Consider the following 18,481-nt stretch of genomic DNA (forward strand, 5'->3'; position numbering starts at 1 on the left):
CAAAGACTACGATACCTGAAAATAGAAAATCCAATCTTTTACAGACTGGATTTCCTAAGCATCTCATCTTTTTGATGCAATTATCAAGGATGGCCTATTTAATGCCGTTAAATGACAGACTTTATATAAGAAAAGCCTTTTGGAGTGCGTCTCCAAAAGGCTTTTCTTGTTACTGAAAGGCTTCAACCTTTCATAAAACGTATCAACAGAATCTCGGCCAGTAAAAAAGCCAGGGCAAGCATTATGCAGTATTTCCAGAGTGGTGTACCTACATTATTCTCACGAAAAGTTTTCACAAAATCGCCATCCAGCAGATTATCAAAAACAGTTACATTTCTTTGCCCTGCAAAGAAGTTTTTCAGTTCTTCAGGCGTATAAAACTCCATTTTAGATTCCTCATTGTCATGGTTCAAAGCCAGCATTTTTTCTGTTTTACCATCCAGCTGCAACTCATAATACCCTGACTCCAGCAATTGGTTGTCTGTCAGTTGGCTCGACTTTGGCAATTCAAGCGTTAATTCATTGCCATTAATCCGCTGTACCGGAATAATCTCGATGCTATTGGTTCTCCCTTCGGTGGCTATGCTCTTCAGTTTATAAGTGGCATTTTTCTTTCCATCGGGCACATCAATCGTGATGCTGCCTTCACTAAAATTATACGCTGCCCTTTCACGCCTTACGCTCATAGAGGCTATCTTAAACATAGTAGGCACAAAAAAAGCGTGTTCGGCAAAGTTACCGTAGTTTCTTTCAAGCGGGGATGCAGACAAATATACCCGGCCCGATGCCGCATTAGTAGCCGTAATAAAATTTTGCTGGTTTTTGAAAGTCAATATTTTCTCTCCAATGCCAGACCACCTCAGCACCGGTTGCATTACCGGCGAATTGGTTACACCCTGCAAAGTAGTTCGTTCAAATACGTCAGCAAAAAACGGATTCTGTCTATCCGGCTCTGCCACAGGCAACTGGCTTTGAGTTAACGGCGGCTGCCTGACAACAGTAATGCTGTTGATTCCGAAACCACTCAGCAATTGACCGTACTCCTCAGCATCCGGGTTTGCCGGTGGGAAAATCATCAGACTACCACCGCGGCGCACAAACTCTTCCAGACTTGCCCTGAAACTGCCGTTAATATGCTCTACCCCTTCTACCACAATCAGATTTGCATTTTTAAACTGGCCTACATCAACATTATTAGCACTGTAGGCTTTGTAAGAAAAGAGGCTGTCGTTTTCAAAAACTTTTTCAATGTAATCGGCGGCGCTGCGTTGTTCATACAAATGCAAAACCTGGATAACCGGCGACGCATCCAACACAAAATAGTAATCGTTATCAAAAGTAACAGGCTGGTCATCAAAAGACACCCTACCCTTATGAAAACCCTTGCTTTTTACAGTAAAGTTAAAAGTTGCTGTAGCCGAGCTGTTAGAGGCAATGTCAACCGAGGCCGTTGAGGCCTGCGTATCATCTATAAAGAGCTTCACAGGCAGTTTTTCTACCTCATTATCGCCCGAATTAAATACTTTCACAGACAAAACATTGTTTTGCATTTCTCTGATAAACGGAGAGGCCAGCCAGACTGAATCGACGAACACATTCTGAGATGCCTTACCCCGTACAGGCACCAGAAACAGCTTATCGAGCGAATCGGTTTTAATGTTTTTCAGGTTTCCTGCCGTACTCTTCTGAAAATCAGAAAACCAGAAAAACTGGTTACCAGCGCTGGCATTGTGCTTTTGCGCCAGGCTTCGCTGGCGTTTATACACATTTTCTAAAGTACGCGGGTTAGGCGATAAGCCCACAGACGTGAGCCTGTCTTTTATTTTGGTTGTATTGGTTACGGTCTGGTCGTCGCCGGAGAAATCGTTAGTCACTAATTGCACATTGGGCGACTGACTGAAAAGTGTCAGTAACTCGTCTATTTTTGTAATGGCCAAGTCAAGATACCTTTTGTTTTCTGTCGTATTCTGCATACTCAAAGAGTTATCAAGATACAAACTGGTTACCCCCAAACCAGCTGAGCTATTGGCAGCGGCATTTTTAGCAGGCAGAAAAGGCTGGGCAAAGGCCAGAGCCAGAAAAACCAAAAACAACACCCTTGCAGCCAGTATGAGCCATTGCTTCAATCGCCTGAAAGAGCTTGTCTCAGATTCAACCACTTTCAGAAAAGCCACATTGGTAAAAAACACCTTTTTTGTGCGCCTGAAGTTAAATAGATGAATAATGATTGGTATCGAGATAGCCAATAAACCCCACAAAAAAGACGGAAAGAGAAACTGCATATAATCAAGCCCTGAGGGTATATCTTTTTAATTTTAATTATTAAACGTAAAAGTGCTAAAATCCTTTCAATGTTTTTACTGATATTTTAGTTGCTTTTCAGCTCATGTCTTATTTGCACCGGAATAGGTGCCTCAGGGCAGATTATGCGTTGTTCAATTTAGGTAAATCTGCTTTTCAAATATCCAATCGCATTAGCAAACTTAACAAAATCAACTAATTTTGTCAAAACTTATTACACCCTGATACACATGAAAAAACACTTCATCCTGTTAGTAGTTTTATTTTGTTCTTTAACTACAAAAGCGCAGCTCACTGTCGAAAAAATTATGCAGGAACCCTATAAATGGATAGGTACCTCGCCGGGCAATATCTTCTGGTCAGAAGATTCAAAAACTATCTATTTTTCGTGGAACCCCGATAAAAACAAGAGTGATTCTTTATACAAAATAGTGCTTCCAGACAAAACACCTGTAAAAGTTACCCCAAAAGAAAGAAGAAGCCTGCCGTCTCAACAAGGCACTTATAACAAAGACTATTCATTAAAGGTGTATGAAAAACAGGGAGAACTATACCTTTTGTACGCAAAAACCCAGAAAATAAAACAATTAACCAATACCATTGAGCGTGAGGCAGGCCCCTATTTCAGTGGCGATGAAACCAAAATCATATTCACCAAAAGTGGGAATGTTTTCAGTCTGAATCTGGCCGACGGCATGATTTCTCAACTATCAAATTTTATTGTTGGCAATAAAAAAGCAGAAGCCAGGCTTAACGAAGAAGAAAAATGGTTAAAGAACGACCAGATTGCCTTGTTTGAGATTCTGAAAGAAAGAAAAGAAAAGAAAGACCTAACCGAAAAAAATGCAAAAGCAGATTTGGCCAAAAGACCAAAAGAGATTTATCTGGAGGGTAAAAATCTGGAAACCCCACTGGTAAGTCCAGACTTACGGTTCATAACTTATCGGCTTTCAACTCCGGCAGTTGGTGCCAAAAACACTATTGTGCCAAGCTATGTAACTGAATCCGGCTTTACTGAGGATATCCCTGCCCGCACCAAAGTGGGCAGCCCCATGAGCAGCTATGAAAGCTACATTTATGACACTAAAAAAGATACGGTGTATCAGATAAGCACAAAAGACCTGGCAGGCATAACGCAACAGCCTGAGTTTTTGAAAGATTATCCTAAAAAAGACACAACCAGAAAAAAACAGGCCGACCGCAAGGTGATTGTAGTTGGGCCGAGGTGGTCAGACAACGGAACTCAGGCTGTGGTAGTGGTTCGGTCGTTCGACAACAAAGACCGTTGGATAATGCTTCTGAATGCCGAAACCGGCAAATTGAAGTTACTAGACCGCCAGCACGATGAAGCATGGATTGGCGGCCCCGGCGTCGGATTCACGCTAAGTGTCGGAAATCTGGATTGGATTGACGACCAGACCATCTATTTCCAGTCTGAGGCTGATGGTTACTCGCATCTATATACCATTAATGTAATTACAGGTGAGAAAAAACAACTGACCTCGGGTAAATTTGAGATTCAGCAGGCACAGCTTTCTAAAGATAAACAATGGTTTTACCTTACTACAAATGAGGTGCATCCGGGTGAAACCCACTTTTACAAAATGGCTGTTGCAGGTGGAGAGCGCATCAGAATAACCAGCCTGACTGGTGGTAATGAAGTTACGCTTTCGCCCGATGAAAAAACCATAGCCCTGCGGTATTCTTACATGAATAAGCCCTGGGAATTATATGTGCAGGATAACGCTCCGGCAGCCAAAGCTGAGCAGGTAACGCATTCGCTTACCGATGAGTTTAAAGCTTATGCCTGGAAAGAGCCCCAAATAATTACCTTTAAAGCCCGCGACGGCATTGATATTTATGCCCGTATATATGAGCCTGCCAAAAAGCTGAAAAACAAAAAGGCGGTGATATTTGTACACGGCGCGGGGTATCTGCAAAATGTACATAAATGGTGGAGCCAGTATTTCCGTGAGTATATGTTCCATAACCTTTTGGTTGATAAAGGTTATACTGTATTAGACATTGACTACCGTGCCAGTGCCGGATACGGACGTGACGTACGGACGGGTATTTATCGTTTTATGGGGGGTAAAGACTTGACAGACCATGTTGATGGCGCCAAACTTCTGACAGAAAAATATGGCATTGACCCTAAGAAAATTGGTATCTACGGCGGGTCTTATGGTGGGTTTATTACCCTGATGGCCATGTTTACTACGCCTGATGTTTTTGCCGCAGGTGCCGCCCTGAGACCAGTAACCGACTGGGCCGCGTATAATCATGGCTATACGGCTAACATTCTGAACGAGCCACAGACAGACAGCCTGGCGTATCGTAAAAGCTCGCCTATCTACCATGCCGCAGGCCTGAAAGGCCATTTACTTATTTGCCACGGAATGGTTGACGTGAACGTTCACATACAGGATTCTTACCGGCTTGTACAGAGATTAATAGAACTGAAAAAGGAAAACTGGGAGATGGCAAGCTACCCGATGGAAGACCACGGTTTTGTAGAACCCACCAGCTGGATGGATGAGTACAAAAGAATACTGAAACTGTTTGAAGAACGACTAAAATAATGAGTTTGAGGGTGTCGGAAATGGCACCCTTTTATTTTACCTTTCTGAATTCTTTTGTCCAGCTCATGGCGCCCAAAAGCGCAATCACACAGAAAACAGCATATAACAAAGAATACAACTTTACATCCTTCACAAAATACATATAGGTGCTTATAATATCTACCCCTAACCACACCCACCATGACTCCACTTTTTTACGTATTAAAAGAAATGTGGCAAAAATGCTCATAATGGTTGTAAAGGAGTCCATATATGGAAAAGCGCTGGGCATGCTGAAAACCATCGGTAACCACTCATGCAGTTTGCTGGCAAATGTACCCAGTAACAAGGTTCCTGCAAGGCCTATCATAGATAACAACCCAAATTGCTGAATTGATAACTGGCTGATTCTCAATTCGTTTTTCCGGTTAGCCTCTTCCTGCCTGGGGTATTTCCATTGCCAGAAACCTATCAGGTTGGTAATGAAAAAAAACACCTGCAAAAACATATCGGGGTATAGCTGAATCTGATAAAACATAATAAATGCCAACACCACGTTAGCCAACCCCACCACCCAGCTCCAGACGTTTTCGCGCGCTGATAGAATTACGGCCACCAAACCGGTAACTGTTGCGTAAAACTCAAGATAGCTCATTTTTACGCCCAGAAGCTCAAAGAAGATATTGTTGATATCAAAAAAATCCATTAGTACCTTTTTTTAGGCAAGATAAGCCTCCAACCTGAAAAACGAATCACACCGGGGCTATTTTCTGTAAATTTGGCTACAAAGACGGCGCCAGCGGTAAGTCAATAAAAAATGTAGTGCCACGGTTGTTTTCGGTTTCAAACCAGATATTGCCCCCGGCGTGTTCTACGCCTCTGCGCGCCATGGCCAATCCAAAGCCAGACCCTCCCACTTTGGTTGTAAAATTAGGCCTGAACACCTTTTCGTGGTGTTTTTCGGCTATGCCTGCCCCGTTGTCCTGAATCTCAATTATTACTTTATGGTCTTCAGTTTTATATAATCTCAGATTAATTATCGGCCTTTTACCAAAAGGAACCGACTGAATACCATTAATAATTAAATTGGTGATTACCCTGCTCATAAACTGCCGGTCGCCAATTACCAGAGCTTCGCTTTCTCTTATATAGGCATTGAGCGCTATTTTCTCATCCTCAGCGTATAAATCAGCCGATTTCTGAAGTAGCGAAACGAGGTCGAAAATTTCACTGCGAGGCACAGGCATCTTGGCAAATTCTGAAAAAGAATTAGCAATTTCGCTGATGTTATCAATCTGCTCGGTAAGCGAATCCAGGGTTCTTTCAATACGCTCCCTTGCTCTCGGACTATCAATCACGAGTGTGCGCTGTAGCTGCTGGATGGATAATTTCATGGGTGTCAGCGGATTTTTTATCTCATGTGCCACCTGCTTGGCCATTTCTCGCCAGGCAGTTTGTTTCTGGCTTAAAGAGAGCGCCGTCTTGTTGTCTTCCAGTTTTTTAATTACCTTATTGTATTCTCTTACCACCAGCCCTATTTCGTCATCAGAGCTCCACTCCAGCCGCTTAACAGACTTTCCGGCATTACTTACTTTTAATTTATCAACCACTATTTTGAGCGGCTTCATTAACAGGCCAGAAACCAGGTATGAAATCAATAACAGCAAAAAAAGCAATATGGTTGCTACTATCAGAATAGAACCAACCACCTTTTGTACCTGTTGGCTTAATACAGAATCGGCATCAAAAAAAGGCACGCCAATAATTCCCAGGGTGTGGCCATCCTGCTCTTTTACAATTGCATAGGCAGTTTTGTAATTACGGTTGCTCAAACGCTCGGGCAATACAATACCATTTTCTTTATCATTAAGGATGTTTCTGTAAGCTATGGGATTGATGTAATCAGAAACAAAGCCTTCTTCATAGATTAAAGGCAGGGTGCTGAAACCCAGCCTGCCATCAGGATTATATAGATTAATATCCAGTTGGGCATCATGCGCCAGTTTGCTTATCTCCTGTTTCAGGGTTGCCTTGCTACCGTCTTCCTGTGCCAGACTTTTCAGTCTTGACTCAATGATAGAAGAAATATTGATAGTACTGTCAAGAAAAGCTTTTTCCTGATTAATCTCTGAATTTTCTTCAAGAATAATTACAGTAGTTATAACCAGCAAGGCCAGGGGCAACAGAAATACTACGTTAAGGTATAACTGCATTTTGGCCGAAAACCCAGCCTTGTATTTGCGTATGCTGTATTTTAAGGCATAGATTATCATTACAATAACCGTACACCAGACAGAAAGCAGAAACAAAAAAGAAAAATTAGTAAGCAGGTGATTCCAGACATGGTAGTCTGACGATATAACGACCTTGTAGCCGCTCTTACCACTTTTGCCTACGTGCTTGTAATTATTGATTATAATGCCTTTTTCATAAAGGCGATTCATGTTCAGCAGCGAGCCTGGCAAACTGATGCTGTAATTAAAATCGCCTGAATTATAAATGAGTTTATTCTGTCTGTCAAAAATAGCGTAGCTGTAGTTTTTAGCTTCGGCTATACTGGCAAACCTTTCGTCAACCATCCAATCAGGGTAAGCTCCCTGCTCAAAATCGTCTTTGGGTATCAATTCAAGCACTACCACGCCAGACAAAGAGGCCGTTTTGCCAATAGATATAAAAACTACATAATGCGGCACATCATTGCTTGCGGTCTTATCAATAAAGAAAACATAGGGATTCTGGGTTTTAAACTGCGCTTTGGCAAATTTTTCCTTATAAAAATCAAGGACAGGAGCGGTTTTGTCTGGCCCTAACGGATTCCCCCTGCTATCAAAAATCAAAACATCGGCTTCGTAGCGGTTAAGGTATTCGTTCCAGTAACGGTCTTCTAAAACCTTTTGCACCCCAAATGCCGGATTGGTACTTTTCATTAATTGCTCAATGGCCGAATCCCGGTTCAGAGCCGTAACCAGGTCTGTCAACACATGCGCACCCAACACATTGTTATCAGTAAGATACCGCTGTGCAATTTTCTGCTTTACAAAAAAATCTTTGTCTTGCTCGCAATCAAAAACCACAAACATAGCAATGGCCGCCGATACAAAAGCCCCGGTACCAAAATAAAGGTTTGTTCTGAACGTGAACTTATAAAAAAACCTTGGCAGGCGAACCGCATAAACAAATATGAAATAAACCCCGCCCAATAGATAAACCCAATGGAATTCATCTAAAAAAGAGATTATCAACAAGCCTGTCAGCACACCAAACACCCATTTGATAGCACCTTGCAAGAAATCTTTATTGAGCCTGAGAAAAATACTGATAAGCAAATGATTGATTAAGAAAAAAACAATTGAAGAGGCCAGATACAGTACTAATGCCGCTATTTTAAAAGAAGAAAAGCTGGCTGCAAGCGTTAAATCAATCGTAAACATCGATTTTTCATAGATGCTGCACAGGTTACGGTAAAACAAGAAAGTTGAAAGTACCGATGCACCAGCCACTGCTACTGAAAATACATGCTTAACAAAAGCCGGAGCCTTTGTAAGCCTGTAGTAGTTTTCTGACCTGTAAAAAAACATGGTCAGGTAACCGGCCAATAGAAAACATACAAGGGTATCCAGCAGGGCATTACCCATTGAGGGCACCCAGGCACTGATGGTAAGATATTTAGGATTAAAATACTCTGTTTCATAAACGGCATACAAAACTCCGTTTGAAAGCATGGCCAGCCTTATAAAAATCAAGTAGGCCGCAAGTAATAAAAATGCCCGCCCGTATTGGCGATTACTGTGAAAATCATGAATAAACAAAATTACCAACAAACCCAATAGTGCTAAACTGGCTATAACCATTAAAACAGTATTACCAGATATAAACGGAATACCATCATGACTGGCCAATGCCGGTGCAATAGAAAATAAAAAATGGCCGTTGCCGTCTCGGATGTTCAGATACAATACCGATGAAGGCAAATCAGATAACTTTGCAGGTCTGTTAGCAAAAATCCGGCTGTTGTAATTAATGCTTTGGTTGGGGCTTTTCTGATATAAATTAATGAGCGAGAAAATCTCAATGTTTTTGCCGTTATCATCAAACCTGTAAGTGTTTACTATAAATTTATGATTTCTGCAATTCAGAAGCGAATTAGCCGCGTTTCTGTCTAACCGTTGGTAGTCTGGCACAAAATCCTGGTCTGACCAGTAAACCAGTTTGCCGTTGCTGAAAATATAATACGGATAAGTGGTTTCGCCGGGCGACTGGAACTTACCCATTGGTTTTTGCCGGTAATTGATACTTACCCGCTGCAACTCCTCATCAGATATTTGTATTTGCGCCTTCAGATTTTCTCTTACCCCATTTGCATAGTATTCCTGCGCAAGGCGCGTCGGGTCGGTTTCCACAAACAAAGAATTAAACGCCGCAGCCAAAGCAAATACTATAGAAAGAATAAGTAAAAAAGGTTTCTTAAACAACTTCCAATCCATGATGAAGGTTAAGTTCTGACTTCAAACTCTCTCGAAAACCATGCCAAAAACAATCATTCTTTCATAATTACAAATCCGGCGCCAGCATCTGTTTGGGTGTAATCTATTTTTGTTCCAATTACATACATCAGGTGCCGGCGGTCAATTACTACTACTACACCCTCAATTTCATACACTTCGTCATGAACAGAGGCCTTGTCTAACCCGAGCAGATAACTACCTGAGCAAGCGCCGCCTTTCATTCCTACACGAAGCGCATAACCATCAGGTATACCGGGCGAACTGAACGTTCTCAATATCTCCTTTTTTGCTTCAGGTGTAAATACTATCATTTCTTTTGCCTCGTTATCTACATGCACTGGCAAAAATAATCACTACATTGTGATATTCTCTCAATGAGTAATTTATAATTTTGCATTTTTACAACTCACAAAAGCAATAATGGCTTTAATTACTGAATTACTGAAAATTCTTATCCCGGCAGCGGCTGTTCTTTATGGTATGTACCTTACAGCACAGGCGTTTCTGCAAAAACAATTTGAACAAAAACAAATAGAGATAAAACAAAGAAACACAGAGATTGTAACGCCCCTGCGATTACAGGCCTACGAGCGCATGACGTTGTTTCTGGAGCGAATAACACCCAATAATCTACTGGTAAGGCTTGGCAACAATGGCTTACATGTGCTGGATTTCCAACAGTTACTTTTAAAGGAAATAAGAGAAGAGTTTAACCATAACCTGGCTCAACAGGTTTATATATCTCATGAAGCCTGGGAGAAAATCAGACAGGCCATGAACGATGTAATTGCTCTGATTAATACTTCGGCGTCTGGCCTGGCAACAGATGCCCCTGCCATTGATTTATCGAAGAAGATTTTTGAGCGGGTCATTACAGAAAATAAACAGCCCACTACCGACGCCCTCAGATTTCTGAAAGAAGAAATCCAATCGGTCTTTATGTAGTGGCATTGGGGTTTTGTAAAGTTTTGTGGATACGCTTTCTGCGAGACCTCGTTTTGAAATCATCAGTCAGCACACTTACGTTGCCGTCTACCTCCAATACCGCCAGGTCAACCTGTTCAATTTCCTCAATGCCATGTTCTCTGATAGCGGCCTCGAGCTCAGCCATTGTAAACCCTGCTTTGGCCAGATTCTTTTCTTTAACCTTGCCATTATAAATAAGCATTATCGGTTCTCCCTGTATCAGTTTTCCTACTTTTTGGTATCTGCCAATTAATTTCTTGAGCGCAAAATTGGTAACAAATAATACGCCAGCCGCTACCAGACCACCAGCAAGAGAGTTATCAGGCCCAACCATGGCGTTCTGCACGGCATTACTGATAAGCAATATAAAAACCAGGTCGATAACAGACAACTGTGCCAGTTCTCTTTTGCCAAAGAGCCTGATGGCCAAAATCATGAAAAGATAAACCGATAGTGCCCTTAGCCCTATGTCGAGATATGAGGTCATAAAAAGAAAAAATTAGAAATCCCGATAGCCTGAGCCAAAAGTAATGAAACTTTTAATGATAAAAACGCCCCCATACAGGTAAAATTTACTCCTGTGGTCGTGAAGTAGTTGCTTTTTGTCGCTTTTTTTATTAATGTTGATGAGCAGTTGCCTACGCACGCAACCAAGAACCAAATTATAGCGTACTGGTATTAACTATGGTGAACCAATTGCCTGAAAGACCTGAAGAATTACTTATTGCAAGCTTGAAAGGCGACCGGCAGAGTCAGGAGAAACTCTACAGGCAGTTTTATGGCTTTGCCATGAGTGTGTGTTTGCGGTATAACCATAACCGGGAAGAAGCCTTGGAAATTGTAAATGACAGTTTTCTGAAAGTATTTACCAAAGGCGAACAGTACGACGCCTCCGGAAGACATTCGTCGTTTCCGTTTAAGGCGTGGTTCAGACGTATCATAGTTAACACTGCATTAGATTACTACAGAAGCCAGCAAAAACACTACTTCCACGAAAATCTCGACGAGGCATACGATGTTTCTTCAACCGAAAGCAATGCAATAAGCCAGCTAAACCATGAAGCGTTAATGGAACTTGTTCAGAAACTGCCTTCAGGCTACAAGGTGGTTTTTAACCTGTATGTGATAGACGGATATTCGCATGAAGAAATAGCACAAAAATTACAGATTTCTGTAGGCACATCGAAATCTAATCTATCAAGAGCCAGAGAGACCCTGCGCAAAATGATAATGAAAATAGATGGAGCGCTAACCGACAACTAAAACACAGGCTTTTATAATAAGTCTAATAAATAAAATGAGCAAAAAGATACATGATTTATCAGATGATGAGTTCGATGAACTTTTCAGGCAGTCAGCCGAAAAGACCGACATCGACTTTGACCCTGAGGCATGGAACCAAATGAGCCTTAAACTTGACGCAGCCGGTACGGGTGCGCCGGTTAAACCTAAAGGTGGCAAAACCCTCGGCAAATGGGGGCTTCCACTTGCCATTCTGCTGTTGCTTATACTTACGGGGGTGTACTTTTTTATTAACCCAAGTACCCGAGATAAGGTAAATCAAGTAACAACGGGGTCAATTAAAACACTGAATAAAGAAGCTGAGCCAAGCGCCAGCAAACCTAATACATCAGAAACTGAACCCCAAAACGCAGTTGACGAGAACACGAAAGAAAACAATGAAAGCTTGAAGCCGAAGACAACAGCCCAAGCAGCGGCGGAAAAACCACCCAAACTTAACAACACAGCAATTAAAGACCCCAAACAGCCTGATGCATCAGCAGATAAGCTGCCAAAAAAAACAAAAGTATCAAAAACCCCAACTCATGACCTGCCCGTAACAGTGGCGGAAAGTATTGGAACGAGGCAAACGCCAACCAAAACAGAAAAAACGGATGCCATTCGCCGCGGTTATTCTGCAAGCCACCGAGGGGTAATGAAAAAATCATTGTTTTCTACAAAAAACAAACCTTTCACTGCGAACATAAAAACAGAAAACTATGGTAGTGAAAACATTAAGGCTGCCAACGAAAATTACAAGGCAAACAATGCCATTGCCACTCCGGCCGAACGCCTTCAGTGGGCTGCACTGCATTCTTTAACGCCTCATAAACGTACGAAATCGGTAAAATATGCACTCCCTGAAATTGACTATTTGCCAATTGCTTCATTTAAATTTGCCGTATCGAACCCCAATACCGCTTTCAGACGCGGTTTAAATATCAGGCTGGCGTTATCGCCAGACCTTAGCTTTGTTGCCTCTAACCATATTGGTAAAATTGGCACCAACTGGGCTGCATTGCTTGAATATCGATTTAATCAACGGCTGAGCGTGCAGACAGGCGTAATCCGTTCTATGAAGCGTTATCATGCGTATCCGTATCAGTACGAGTGGGCCAGTTATCTTTCGTTGCAATCACCGCTAAAAGATATTGATGCCACTTGCAAAATGCTTGATGTACCAATTAATTTGAGATACGACATAACCACCCAGCCCAATAGCCGTTGGTTTGCAAGTGCCGGATTTACAAGCTACATTATGCTGAATGAAACATATAAATATAATTATGAAAACCCCGCCGACCCGAATATTAAACGCCGTGGATGGCAGGGAGAAACTGGCACTTACCCTTTCAGCGTACTTAATTTATCGGCTGGTTATGAACACAGGCTTTTCAGAGGTCTTACAATTCAGGCTGAACCCATCTTTAAAGCACCTTTAGGTAAAGTAGGCTATGGTAAAGTCAGGCTGGCTACTGCCGGTATATTTTTCTCGGTTAAATACCCATTATGAACCGGTATGGCAAAAAAAAGCGTTTTCAAGTAAAAATACTTTTGTATGCTCAAGATACTTTCAATGCTGGTGTTTCTGATGGTGGCTTTCGGCACCAATGCACAGCCCAATACAGGCACAAAAAAACAGATAGAGTGGATAAGCCTGCAGGAGGCCTACAATCGCACGCAAAAAGAACCCCGTAAAACAATTATTGATGTATATACTGACTGGTGCGGCTGGTGCAAGGTAATGGATAAAAAAACGTATGGTAATCCTGTAATTATTGATTACCTGAACAAAAATTTTTATATGGTAAAACTGGATGCCGAAAGCAGGAATGACATATCAGTTGGTGGAATAAAATACAGTTTTGATGCGCAGAAAAATGCTAATCAGGCGGCTATTATGCTTTTACAGGGCAATCTGAGCTACCCAACCACTGTTTTTCTTGACTCAGACTTTAACATGATACAGCCCATACCGGGTTATTTGGAAGCACAGGAGTTTCATCAGATAATAACCTTTATAGGCGGAGACAATCACAAAAAAGAACCCTTTACCCAATACAAAGAAAACACCTACAAAGAGGTGTTTCGGGATCTTAAATTTTAGCAGCAGCAAGTGTTCCGGGTTAATCAGGGTGGCCAAAGTGAGCAAGCTCATTTTTATTGGTCTCTTAATTATATATGCAAAGGTAGCCCGTTGCTGTACATACTCATAGCGTAAAAATACGCAATCCGTAAAGGGTTTTTACGCGTTTTTCAGCTTTCATTGCATACATTTGATACCGCACAATAACATTATTTAGCAAATCGGAGCATTTATTAGCCAAAAATCCCGGAAAATCGCCTATTATGGTATTCTCCGGGATTTTTGAATTTTAACTCCAGATGTCTATTCTTCCAGAAAATCCAGGTCTTTTCCGTGTGTTTCCTGGATGGTAAGTGTAGAATAAAACCCGATAGCAAAACAAAGTGCACCTACTATGGCACCGGCTATAATTACCCCCTGGTCGGGTTTAAAAAACTTGTATATGATGGTCATAATTACCACTGTACCACGCACCATATTGGGTATGGTTGTGGCAGCAGTTGCCCTCAGATTAGTTCCAAACTGCTCGGCTCCTACGGTTACAAACATGGCCCAATAGCCGGTTCCCAAGCCCAGCCAGCAACACATGGCGTATAATAAATCGGGGCTTTTAATACTTCCTGAAAACAAGAATACCAGCACACCAACAAAAGCAAAGGCCATCATGGCTGCAATGGCCTTTTTACGCGAATGAAACAAATGGCTGATAAACCCACTGAAAAAATCACCGACTGAAATACCCACATACGCCCACATAATAGCCAACCCCGGATCTACTTTTTCTGTTATGCCCATGGCCTCACCAAACTCGTTACTGAAATAGGTTAAAATACCTATACAAAACCAGGTTGGCAGACCAATGCCTATACATTTCAGATATTTTATAAGCCGCTCGGCATCAGTAAAAAAGGCGAAAAAATTACCTTTCTGTACGTGCGACTTCTTCTCTATGTCTTTATAAATACCAGATTCTATTACCCCTACCCTAAGCAGCAGAAGGGCAATACCCAGGCCACCACCTATCAGATAGGCGATGGTCCAGTCGCCAGATAATTTTACCGTAAACGTTGCTACAACCGCTCCACAAAGCCCGATACCCGCTACCAGCGATGTACCTATGGCACGCAAATTTTTAGGTAAAACCTCTGAAACCAGCGTAATACCAGCACCCAGCTCGCCCGCAAGCCCTATACCGGCAATAAATCGCAGCCATTTGTAAGCCTCTACCTTATCTATAAAATTGATATGCGGTATAAATCCACAGGCAATATTGGCCAGCGAATAAGTAATAATTGAACCAAACAATACAGACAACCGGCCCTTTTTATCACCTAAAACACCCCATAAGATACCCCCAATCAATAAACCTATCATCTGAAAATTGATGATGGTTGTACCCACTGACGATATTTCTTCTTTGGATGTCAGGCCGAGGCTTTCAAGGCTCTGAACACGCACAATGCCAAACAACTGGAGGTCGTATATATCAACAAAATAACCAAGGGCAGCAACAATTACAGGCAGGCTAAACAAATGCTGTAATGTGGTTTTTTCTTGCTTCATAAAGTTTAGGTTTTTAATATTTCTGGGGTTGGGTGTCTGTTTTAACCAATGCTTCTAAGGTAAATCGGGCCTTGTTTTTTGTCTTTCAGATTAAAACACATCGCATCAGGCTAAAAAAGACCCTCTCCTTAGAATAAAGAGAGGGGAAGTCCATAATTTCGTTTCAAAGTACCAGGCTTGCAATTACAATTCCTTTACAACAATGTTTTTCCATCTTACCTTTATGCCTCCGCCGCTATGAATCTGCAAGGCGAGTATGCCCTCTCTTTCGCCTATTTTCGGGTCATCAAGTTTAATCATTTCTGTGCCATTCAGGATAGTGGTAACCACGTTGTCAACCACTCTCACGGTCATTGTATTCCATTCGCCCATTTTCAATGCCTTGTCTTTAGCTGGGTCAGGTTTAATTAACCATCCACGGCCATGAGATTCATAAATACCGCCGGTTGAATGACCCGGAGGCGCTACCTCTGCCTGCCAGCCTGTTATGGTAGTGCCGGTAATAGACGAATGAAAAAACACGCCACTATTACCGTCAGCCTCTTGTTTAAAATCAAGTGTCAGTTCAAAATTTTTGAATTTCTTTTCTGTGCCCAGGTATCCATATTGCTTGTCGGGCCCGCTTTCACATACCAGAATACCGTCTTCTACATACCATTTTTCAGTACCGTAAACCACCCATCCCTTCAGGTCTTTACCATTAAAAAGTTTTTGTCCTTTGCTCTTTTGTGCAAAGCTTAAAGCAGAAATCAACAGAAATGTAAAAGTTAGGAAACTTAGTTTTGTCTTCATTTTGAATAGAGTTTATTTACTGTTACAAAGAAAAGATAAATTTCTTATCTTGCATCACCAAGCAAAAACTATTTCTATGCCAAAGCGGATAATCTGTAGTTTTCTTTTGTCATTTTCCTTTTTGGGTACATTTTGTTTTGCTCAAAACTCATTATCGAAAGAAACTTTTGATGGGCAAATCAATAAAGCCCCAGTGCTGATGACCCTCACTTTTGACGACAACCTCATCTACGGCACACTGGTTTATAAACGCGTGGGGCAGGCCATTAAGGTAATAGGCTCGCTTGAAAACGGACAGGTTTTATTATATGAATTTGACCCAAAAGCAGAGGTTACCGGCGTATTTTTCGGCACTAAAAAAGGTAATGAAATAACCGGTACGTGGTCTAAACCAAGTATCAATAAAGAGCTGTTGTTTACATTAAAGAAAACCTCTGAAATAAAAACGCAAACATACCCCGTAAGTGTTACTGGCACTTATGCTTATAATTTTGGCAAAGAGGGTGGTGCGGGTATGTTTTCGGTAAGCCAGACTGGCCGAGAACGCATAGTGGTTGAAATGCAGGCATACAGAGGCGCCCCCAGCTACAATCAGGCTACTATTGAAAAAACCACTTTGAAACTTGCAGGGAATCAGGCCATCTATGAAAGTAACGAGTTTGGCAAATGCAAACTGAAACTCTTGTTCTTTGAAGGCGGTGCAGCCATTATTTATCAGGACGAAGCCTTTGAATGCGGTTTCGGCAATGGAGCTACCGTTACGGGCAACTATCTGAAAACCGACAACAAACCCACAAAATTTGAAAAACAGGATTAAGTAAATCACCAGGATTTCTCATCTACTCTCTGCCTTTCTGAATATTCATACAATGGAGCCAAACTGAGCCTCAAATACAGACCAATTTAAAATTAGCATCAAGAAAGCTACATAAAATTACTAACACCGATTCCAGAACTTCTCCGCATATAACTATTCGAATACTTAAGTATTCTATTAATCTCCAAATAAATCCTTCCCTTTTGATATTTTCTTTAAATGCTCTAAAGCTTTTTTTATTCTGTTGAAATTATCGGGATCTGATTGAAGGAATGGGAATTCTACATAGCTTTCTGAGGTAGTTACATCGTTTTCGTCCGAATAAACAGAACACTCACCATCTTTATCTAACTTTACTGTACTTCTAGTGTACGTGAAAGTAGCCACTTTATCAATTAGATAAATTTTGATTACACCAACAGGATCGCCAGGTTTCGAAGAAAATTCAATACTCTTTATAAGAGCAGGATTAAATTTATAATTTCTTAAAACTCTCAAATAATCACAGTCAAATATCTCTTTCCAATACTTGAATCGCCCTTGCGCATCACGAACCTCTTCATTTGTATATAGTCGCACCGGATAATTACTAAAAGCATATTGTATCGTAAAAGATTTCGCGTCATAACCACTAATTGAAAGGTAGCCTGGATAATACATTTTAAAAGGGCTACCATCACTATATACATCGTTCCTAAAGTGAGATTTTACTTCTTCTATTTTCTCATTCAAATACGATATTGTTTCGGAAAAACTTGGACCTTCCTTTTCTTGAGCAAATGAACTTAAATAATAAATTGTCGACAGGGAAGTCAATAATATCTTCTTCATTTGTAAGGCATTTATTTCGTTTAAACTGAGAATTTTAAGACATTAAAAAAAATAGCTTCTTAGATATGAAAAACGTAGTTTTTTTTAATTGTTCGCTGCTTTATATTCCTTTTAGATAAAATACATTTCCGTACTCTTTTGAATTACTATTGACAGAAACGTACATCAATCAATTTATGTGCTTATCAGAGTCATATACATCTTTTAGACAATGTTATTGGTTACCGACTGCATCCGTCAATATCATAGCTTATACCTGTTTCAAACTCCTCGCTCAAACTCATTACAGATTTAAGCGAAGTTTCCAACCTCCTTTTCGCCCCAGATATGCTAGCATTTTGGCAGCTTTCAGTGGCATTGATAAACCGGGTTCTGCCACTTTTAAGGTCTTTTACTTTTACTGAGGCCGCACCACCATACATTTTACCATCACCATCAACACAACGGTCAACGGTGTAATATATCTGACTGCTAAACTCCTCGCGAGAACCCATGATGTATCTGAGTGAGGTTTCCAACTTGCTTTGGACTTGAGAATAACTACTATTATTGCAGGTTTCAGTAGCATTAAGAACACGTGTTATACCTTTGTCGTTCTTTACAAAAACAAAAGCACTACCTCCATACATCTGTTGTGCTTGTGTCTTGCTTGCTATTATCCCTAATAAAAACAACGTTATTAACATTTTTTTCATTTTGGTTTGGTTTTAAGTTATTTAATCAAATTTTAAAAGTTCCTATTCTACGGCACTGGTAGTATATAGAATCAGAAATTACT

The 18,481-nt window shown here is 41.1% G+C and carries 15 protein-coding genes; 6 read left to right on the top strand and 9 right to left on the bottom strand.

All coding sequences use genetic code 11. The features are described from left to right. Positions 1–182 precede the first annotated feature (182 nt). Positions 183–2,282: a BatA domain-containing protein gene (locus C0V77_RS19055; protein WP_101727973.1), complete on the bottom strand. Its 2,100-nt coding sequence runs from the start codon at positions 2,280–2,282 to the stop codon at positions 183–185. 249 nt (positions 2,283–2,531) lie between these two features. Here C0V77_RS19055 and C0V77_RS19060 point away from each other — a divergent pair, with 249 nt between their 5' ends. Beyond that, complete coding sequence (locus C0V77_RS19060) at positions 2,532–4,883, top strand: prolyl oligopeptidase family serine peptidase (RefSeq protein ID WP_101727974.1); 2,352 nt, start codon at positions 2,532–2,534, stop codon at positions 4,881–4,883. A 31-nt stretch (positions 4,884–4,914) separates the two neighbouring features. Here the strand turns inward: C0V77_RS19060 and pnuC are convergent, their stop codons facing one another. From pnuC to C0V77_RS19075, 3 genes are all read right to left on the bottom strand, one after another. Next, positions 4,915–5,568 carry a nicotinamide riboside transporter PnuC gene (gene pnuC, locus C0V77_RS19065; RefSeq protein ID WP_101727975.1) on the bottom strand — a complete coding sequence of 218 codons (654 nt, stop codon included), beginning with the start codon at positions 5,566–5,568 and terminating at the stop codon, positions 4,915–4,917. Positions 5,569–5,644: 76 nt separating this feature from the next. Continuing rightward, complete coding sequence (locus C0V77_RS19070; RefSeq protein ID WP_101727976.1) at positions 5,645–9,346, bottom strand: HAMP domain-containing sensor histidine kinase; 3,702 nt, start codon at positions 9,344–9,346, stop codon at positions 5,645–5,647. Between the two features lie 53 nt (positions 9,347–9,399). Next, on the bottom strand, positions 9,400–9,678 hold the full coding sequence (locus C0V77_RS19075; protein WP_101728139.1) for an iron-sulfur cluster assembly accessory protein: 279 nt from the start codon (positions 9,676–9,678) through the stop codon (positions 9,400–9,402). Positions 9,679–9,787: 109 nt separating this feature from the next. Here C0V77_RS19075 and C0V77_RS19080 point away from each other — a divergent pair, with 109 nt between their 5' ends. Next, the gene (locus tag C0V77_RS19080; protein WP_101727977.1) at positions 9,788–10,312 is read left to right on the top strand and encodes a hypothetical protein; all 525 of its coding nucleotides are present in this window, start codon (positions 9,788–9,790) and stop codon (positions 10,310–10,312) included. Here the strand turns inward: C0V77_RS19080 and C0V77_RS19085 are convergent. Beyond that, entirely contained in the window at positions 10,305–10,820 is a 516-nt protein-coding gene (locus tag C0V77_RS19085) for a DUF421 domain-containing protein (protein WP_101727978.1), read from the bottom strand. The two genes, C0V77_RS19080 and C0V77_RS19085, sit on opposite strands and share 8 nt — an antisense overlap. A gap of 197 nt (positions 10,821–11,017) precedes the next feature. Here C0V77_RS19085 and C0V77_RS19090 point away from each other — a divergent pair, with 197 nt between their 5' ends. The 3 genes from C0V77_RS19090 to C0V77_RS19100 are packed head-to-tail and all read left to right on the top strand — an operon-like array spanning position 11,018 to position 13,721. Further along, positions 11,018–11,596, top strand: a complete 579-nt coding sequence (locus C0V77_RS19090; protein ID WP_101727979.1) for an RNA polymerase sigma factor — start codon at positions 11,018–11,020, stop codon at positions 11,594–11,596. A gap of 34 nt (positions 11,597–11,630) precedes the next feature. After that, positions 11,631–13,127 carry a hypothetical protein gene (locus tag C0V77_RS19095; RefSeq protein WP_101727980.1) on the top strand — a complete coding sequence of 499 codons (1,497 nt, stop codon included), beginning with the start codon at positions 11,631–11,633 and terminating at the stop codon, positions 13,125–13,127. A gap of 45 nt (positions 13,128–13,172) precedes the next feature. Further along, positions 13,173–13,721, top strand: a complete 549-nt coding sequence (locus tag C0V77_RS19100; RefSeq protein ID WP_101727981.1) for a DUF255 domain-containing protein — start codon at positions 13,173–13,175, stop codon at positions 13,719–13,721. Between the two features lie 282 nt (positions 13,722–14,003). Here the strand turns inward: C0V77_RS19100 and C0V77_RS19105 are convergent, their stop codons facing one another. Both C0V77_RS19105 and C0V77_RS19110 read right to left on the bottom strand, forming a co-directional pair. Beyond that, complete coding sequence (locus C0V77_RS19105) at positions 14,004–15,263, bottom strand: MFS transporter (protein WP_101727982.1); 1,260 nt, start codon at positions 15,261–15,263, stop codon at positions 14,004–14,006. A 183-nt stretch (positions 15,264–15,446) separates the two neighbouring features. Further along, positions 15,447–16,055 carry a DUF1080 domain-containing protein gene (locus C0V77_RS19110; protein ID WP_101727983.1) on the bottom strand — a complete coding sequence of 203 codons (609 nt, stop codon included), beginning with the start codon at positions 16,053–16,055 and terminating at the stop codon, positions 15,447–15,449. A gap of 199 nt (positions 16,056–16,254) precedes the next feature. On the opposite strand from C0V77_RS19110, the gene C0V77_RS19115 reads away from it, so the two are divergent. Continuing rightward, complete coding sequence (locus tag C0V77_RS19115; protein ID WP_143706133.1) at positions 16,255–16,872, top strand: hypothetical protein; 618 nt, start codon at positions 16,255–16,257, stop codon at positions 16,870–16,872. Between the two features lie 177 nt (positions 16,873–17,049). On the opposite strand, the gene C0V77_RS19120 is transcribed toward C0V77_RS19115, so the two are convergent. Further along, entirely contained in the window at positions 17,050–17,703 is a 654-nt protein-coding gene (locus C0V77_RS19120) for a hypothetical protein (protein WP_101727985.1), read from the bottom strand. A 221-nt stretch (positions 17,704–17,924) separates the two neighbouring features. Further along, a complete protein-coding gene (locus C0V77_RS19125) occupies positions 17,925–18,398 on the bottom strand; it encodes a hypothetical protein (protein ID WP_101727986.1) in 474 nt (157 codons plus the stop codon). Positions 18,399–18,481 lie beyond the last annotated feature (83 nt).

Origin of the sequence: Emticicia sp. TH156 (genome assembly GCF_002855535.1) — a bacterium.
GTDB classification, from domain to species: Bacteria; Bacteroidota; Bacteroidia; order Cytophagales; family Spirosomataceae; genus Emticicia; species Emticicia fluvialis.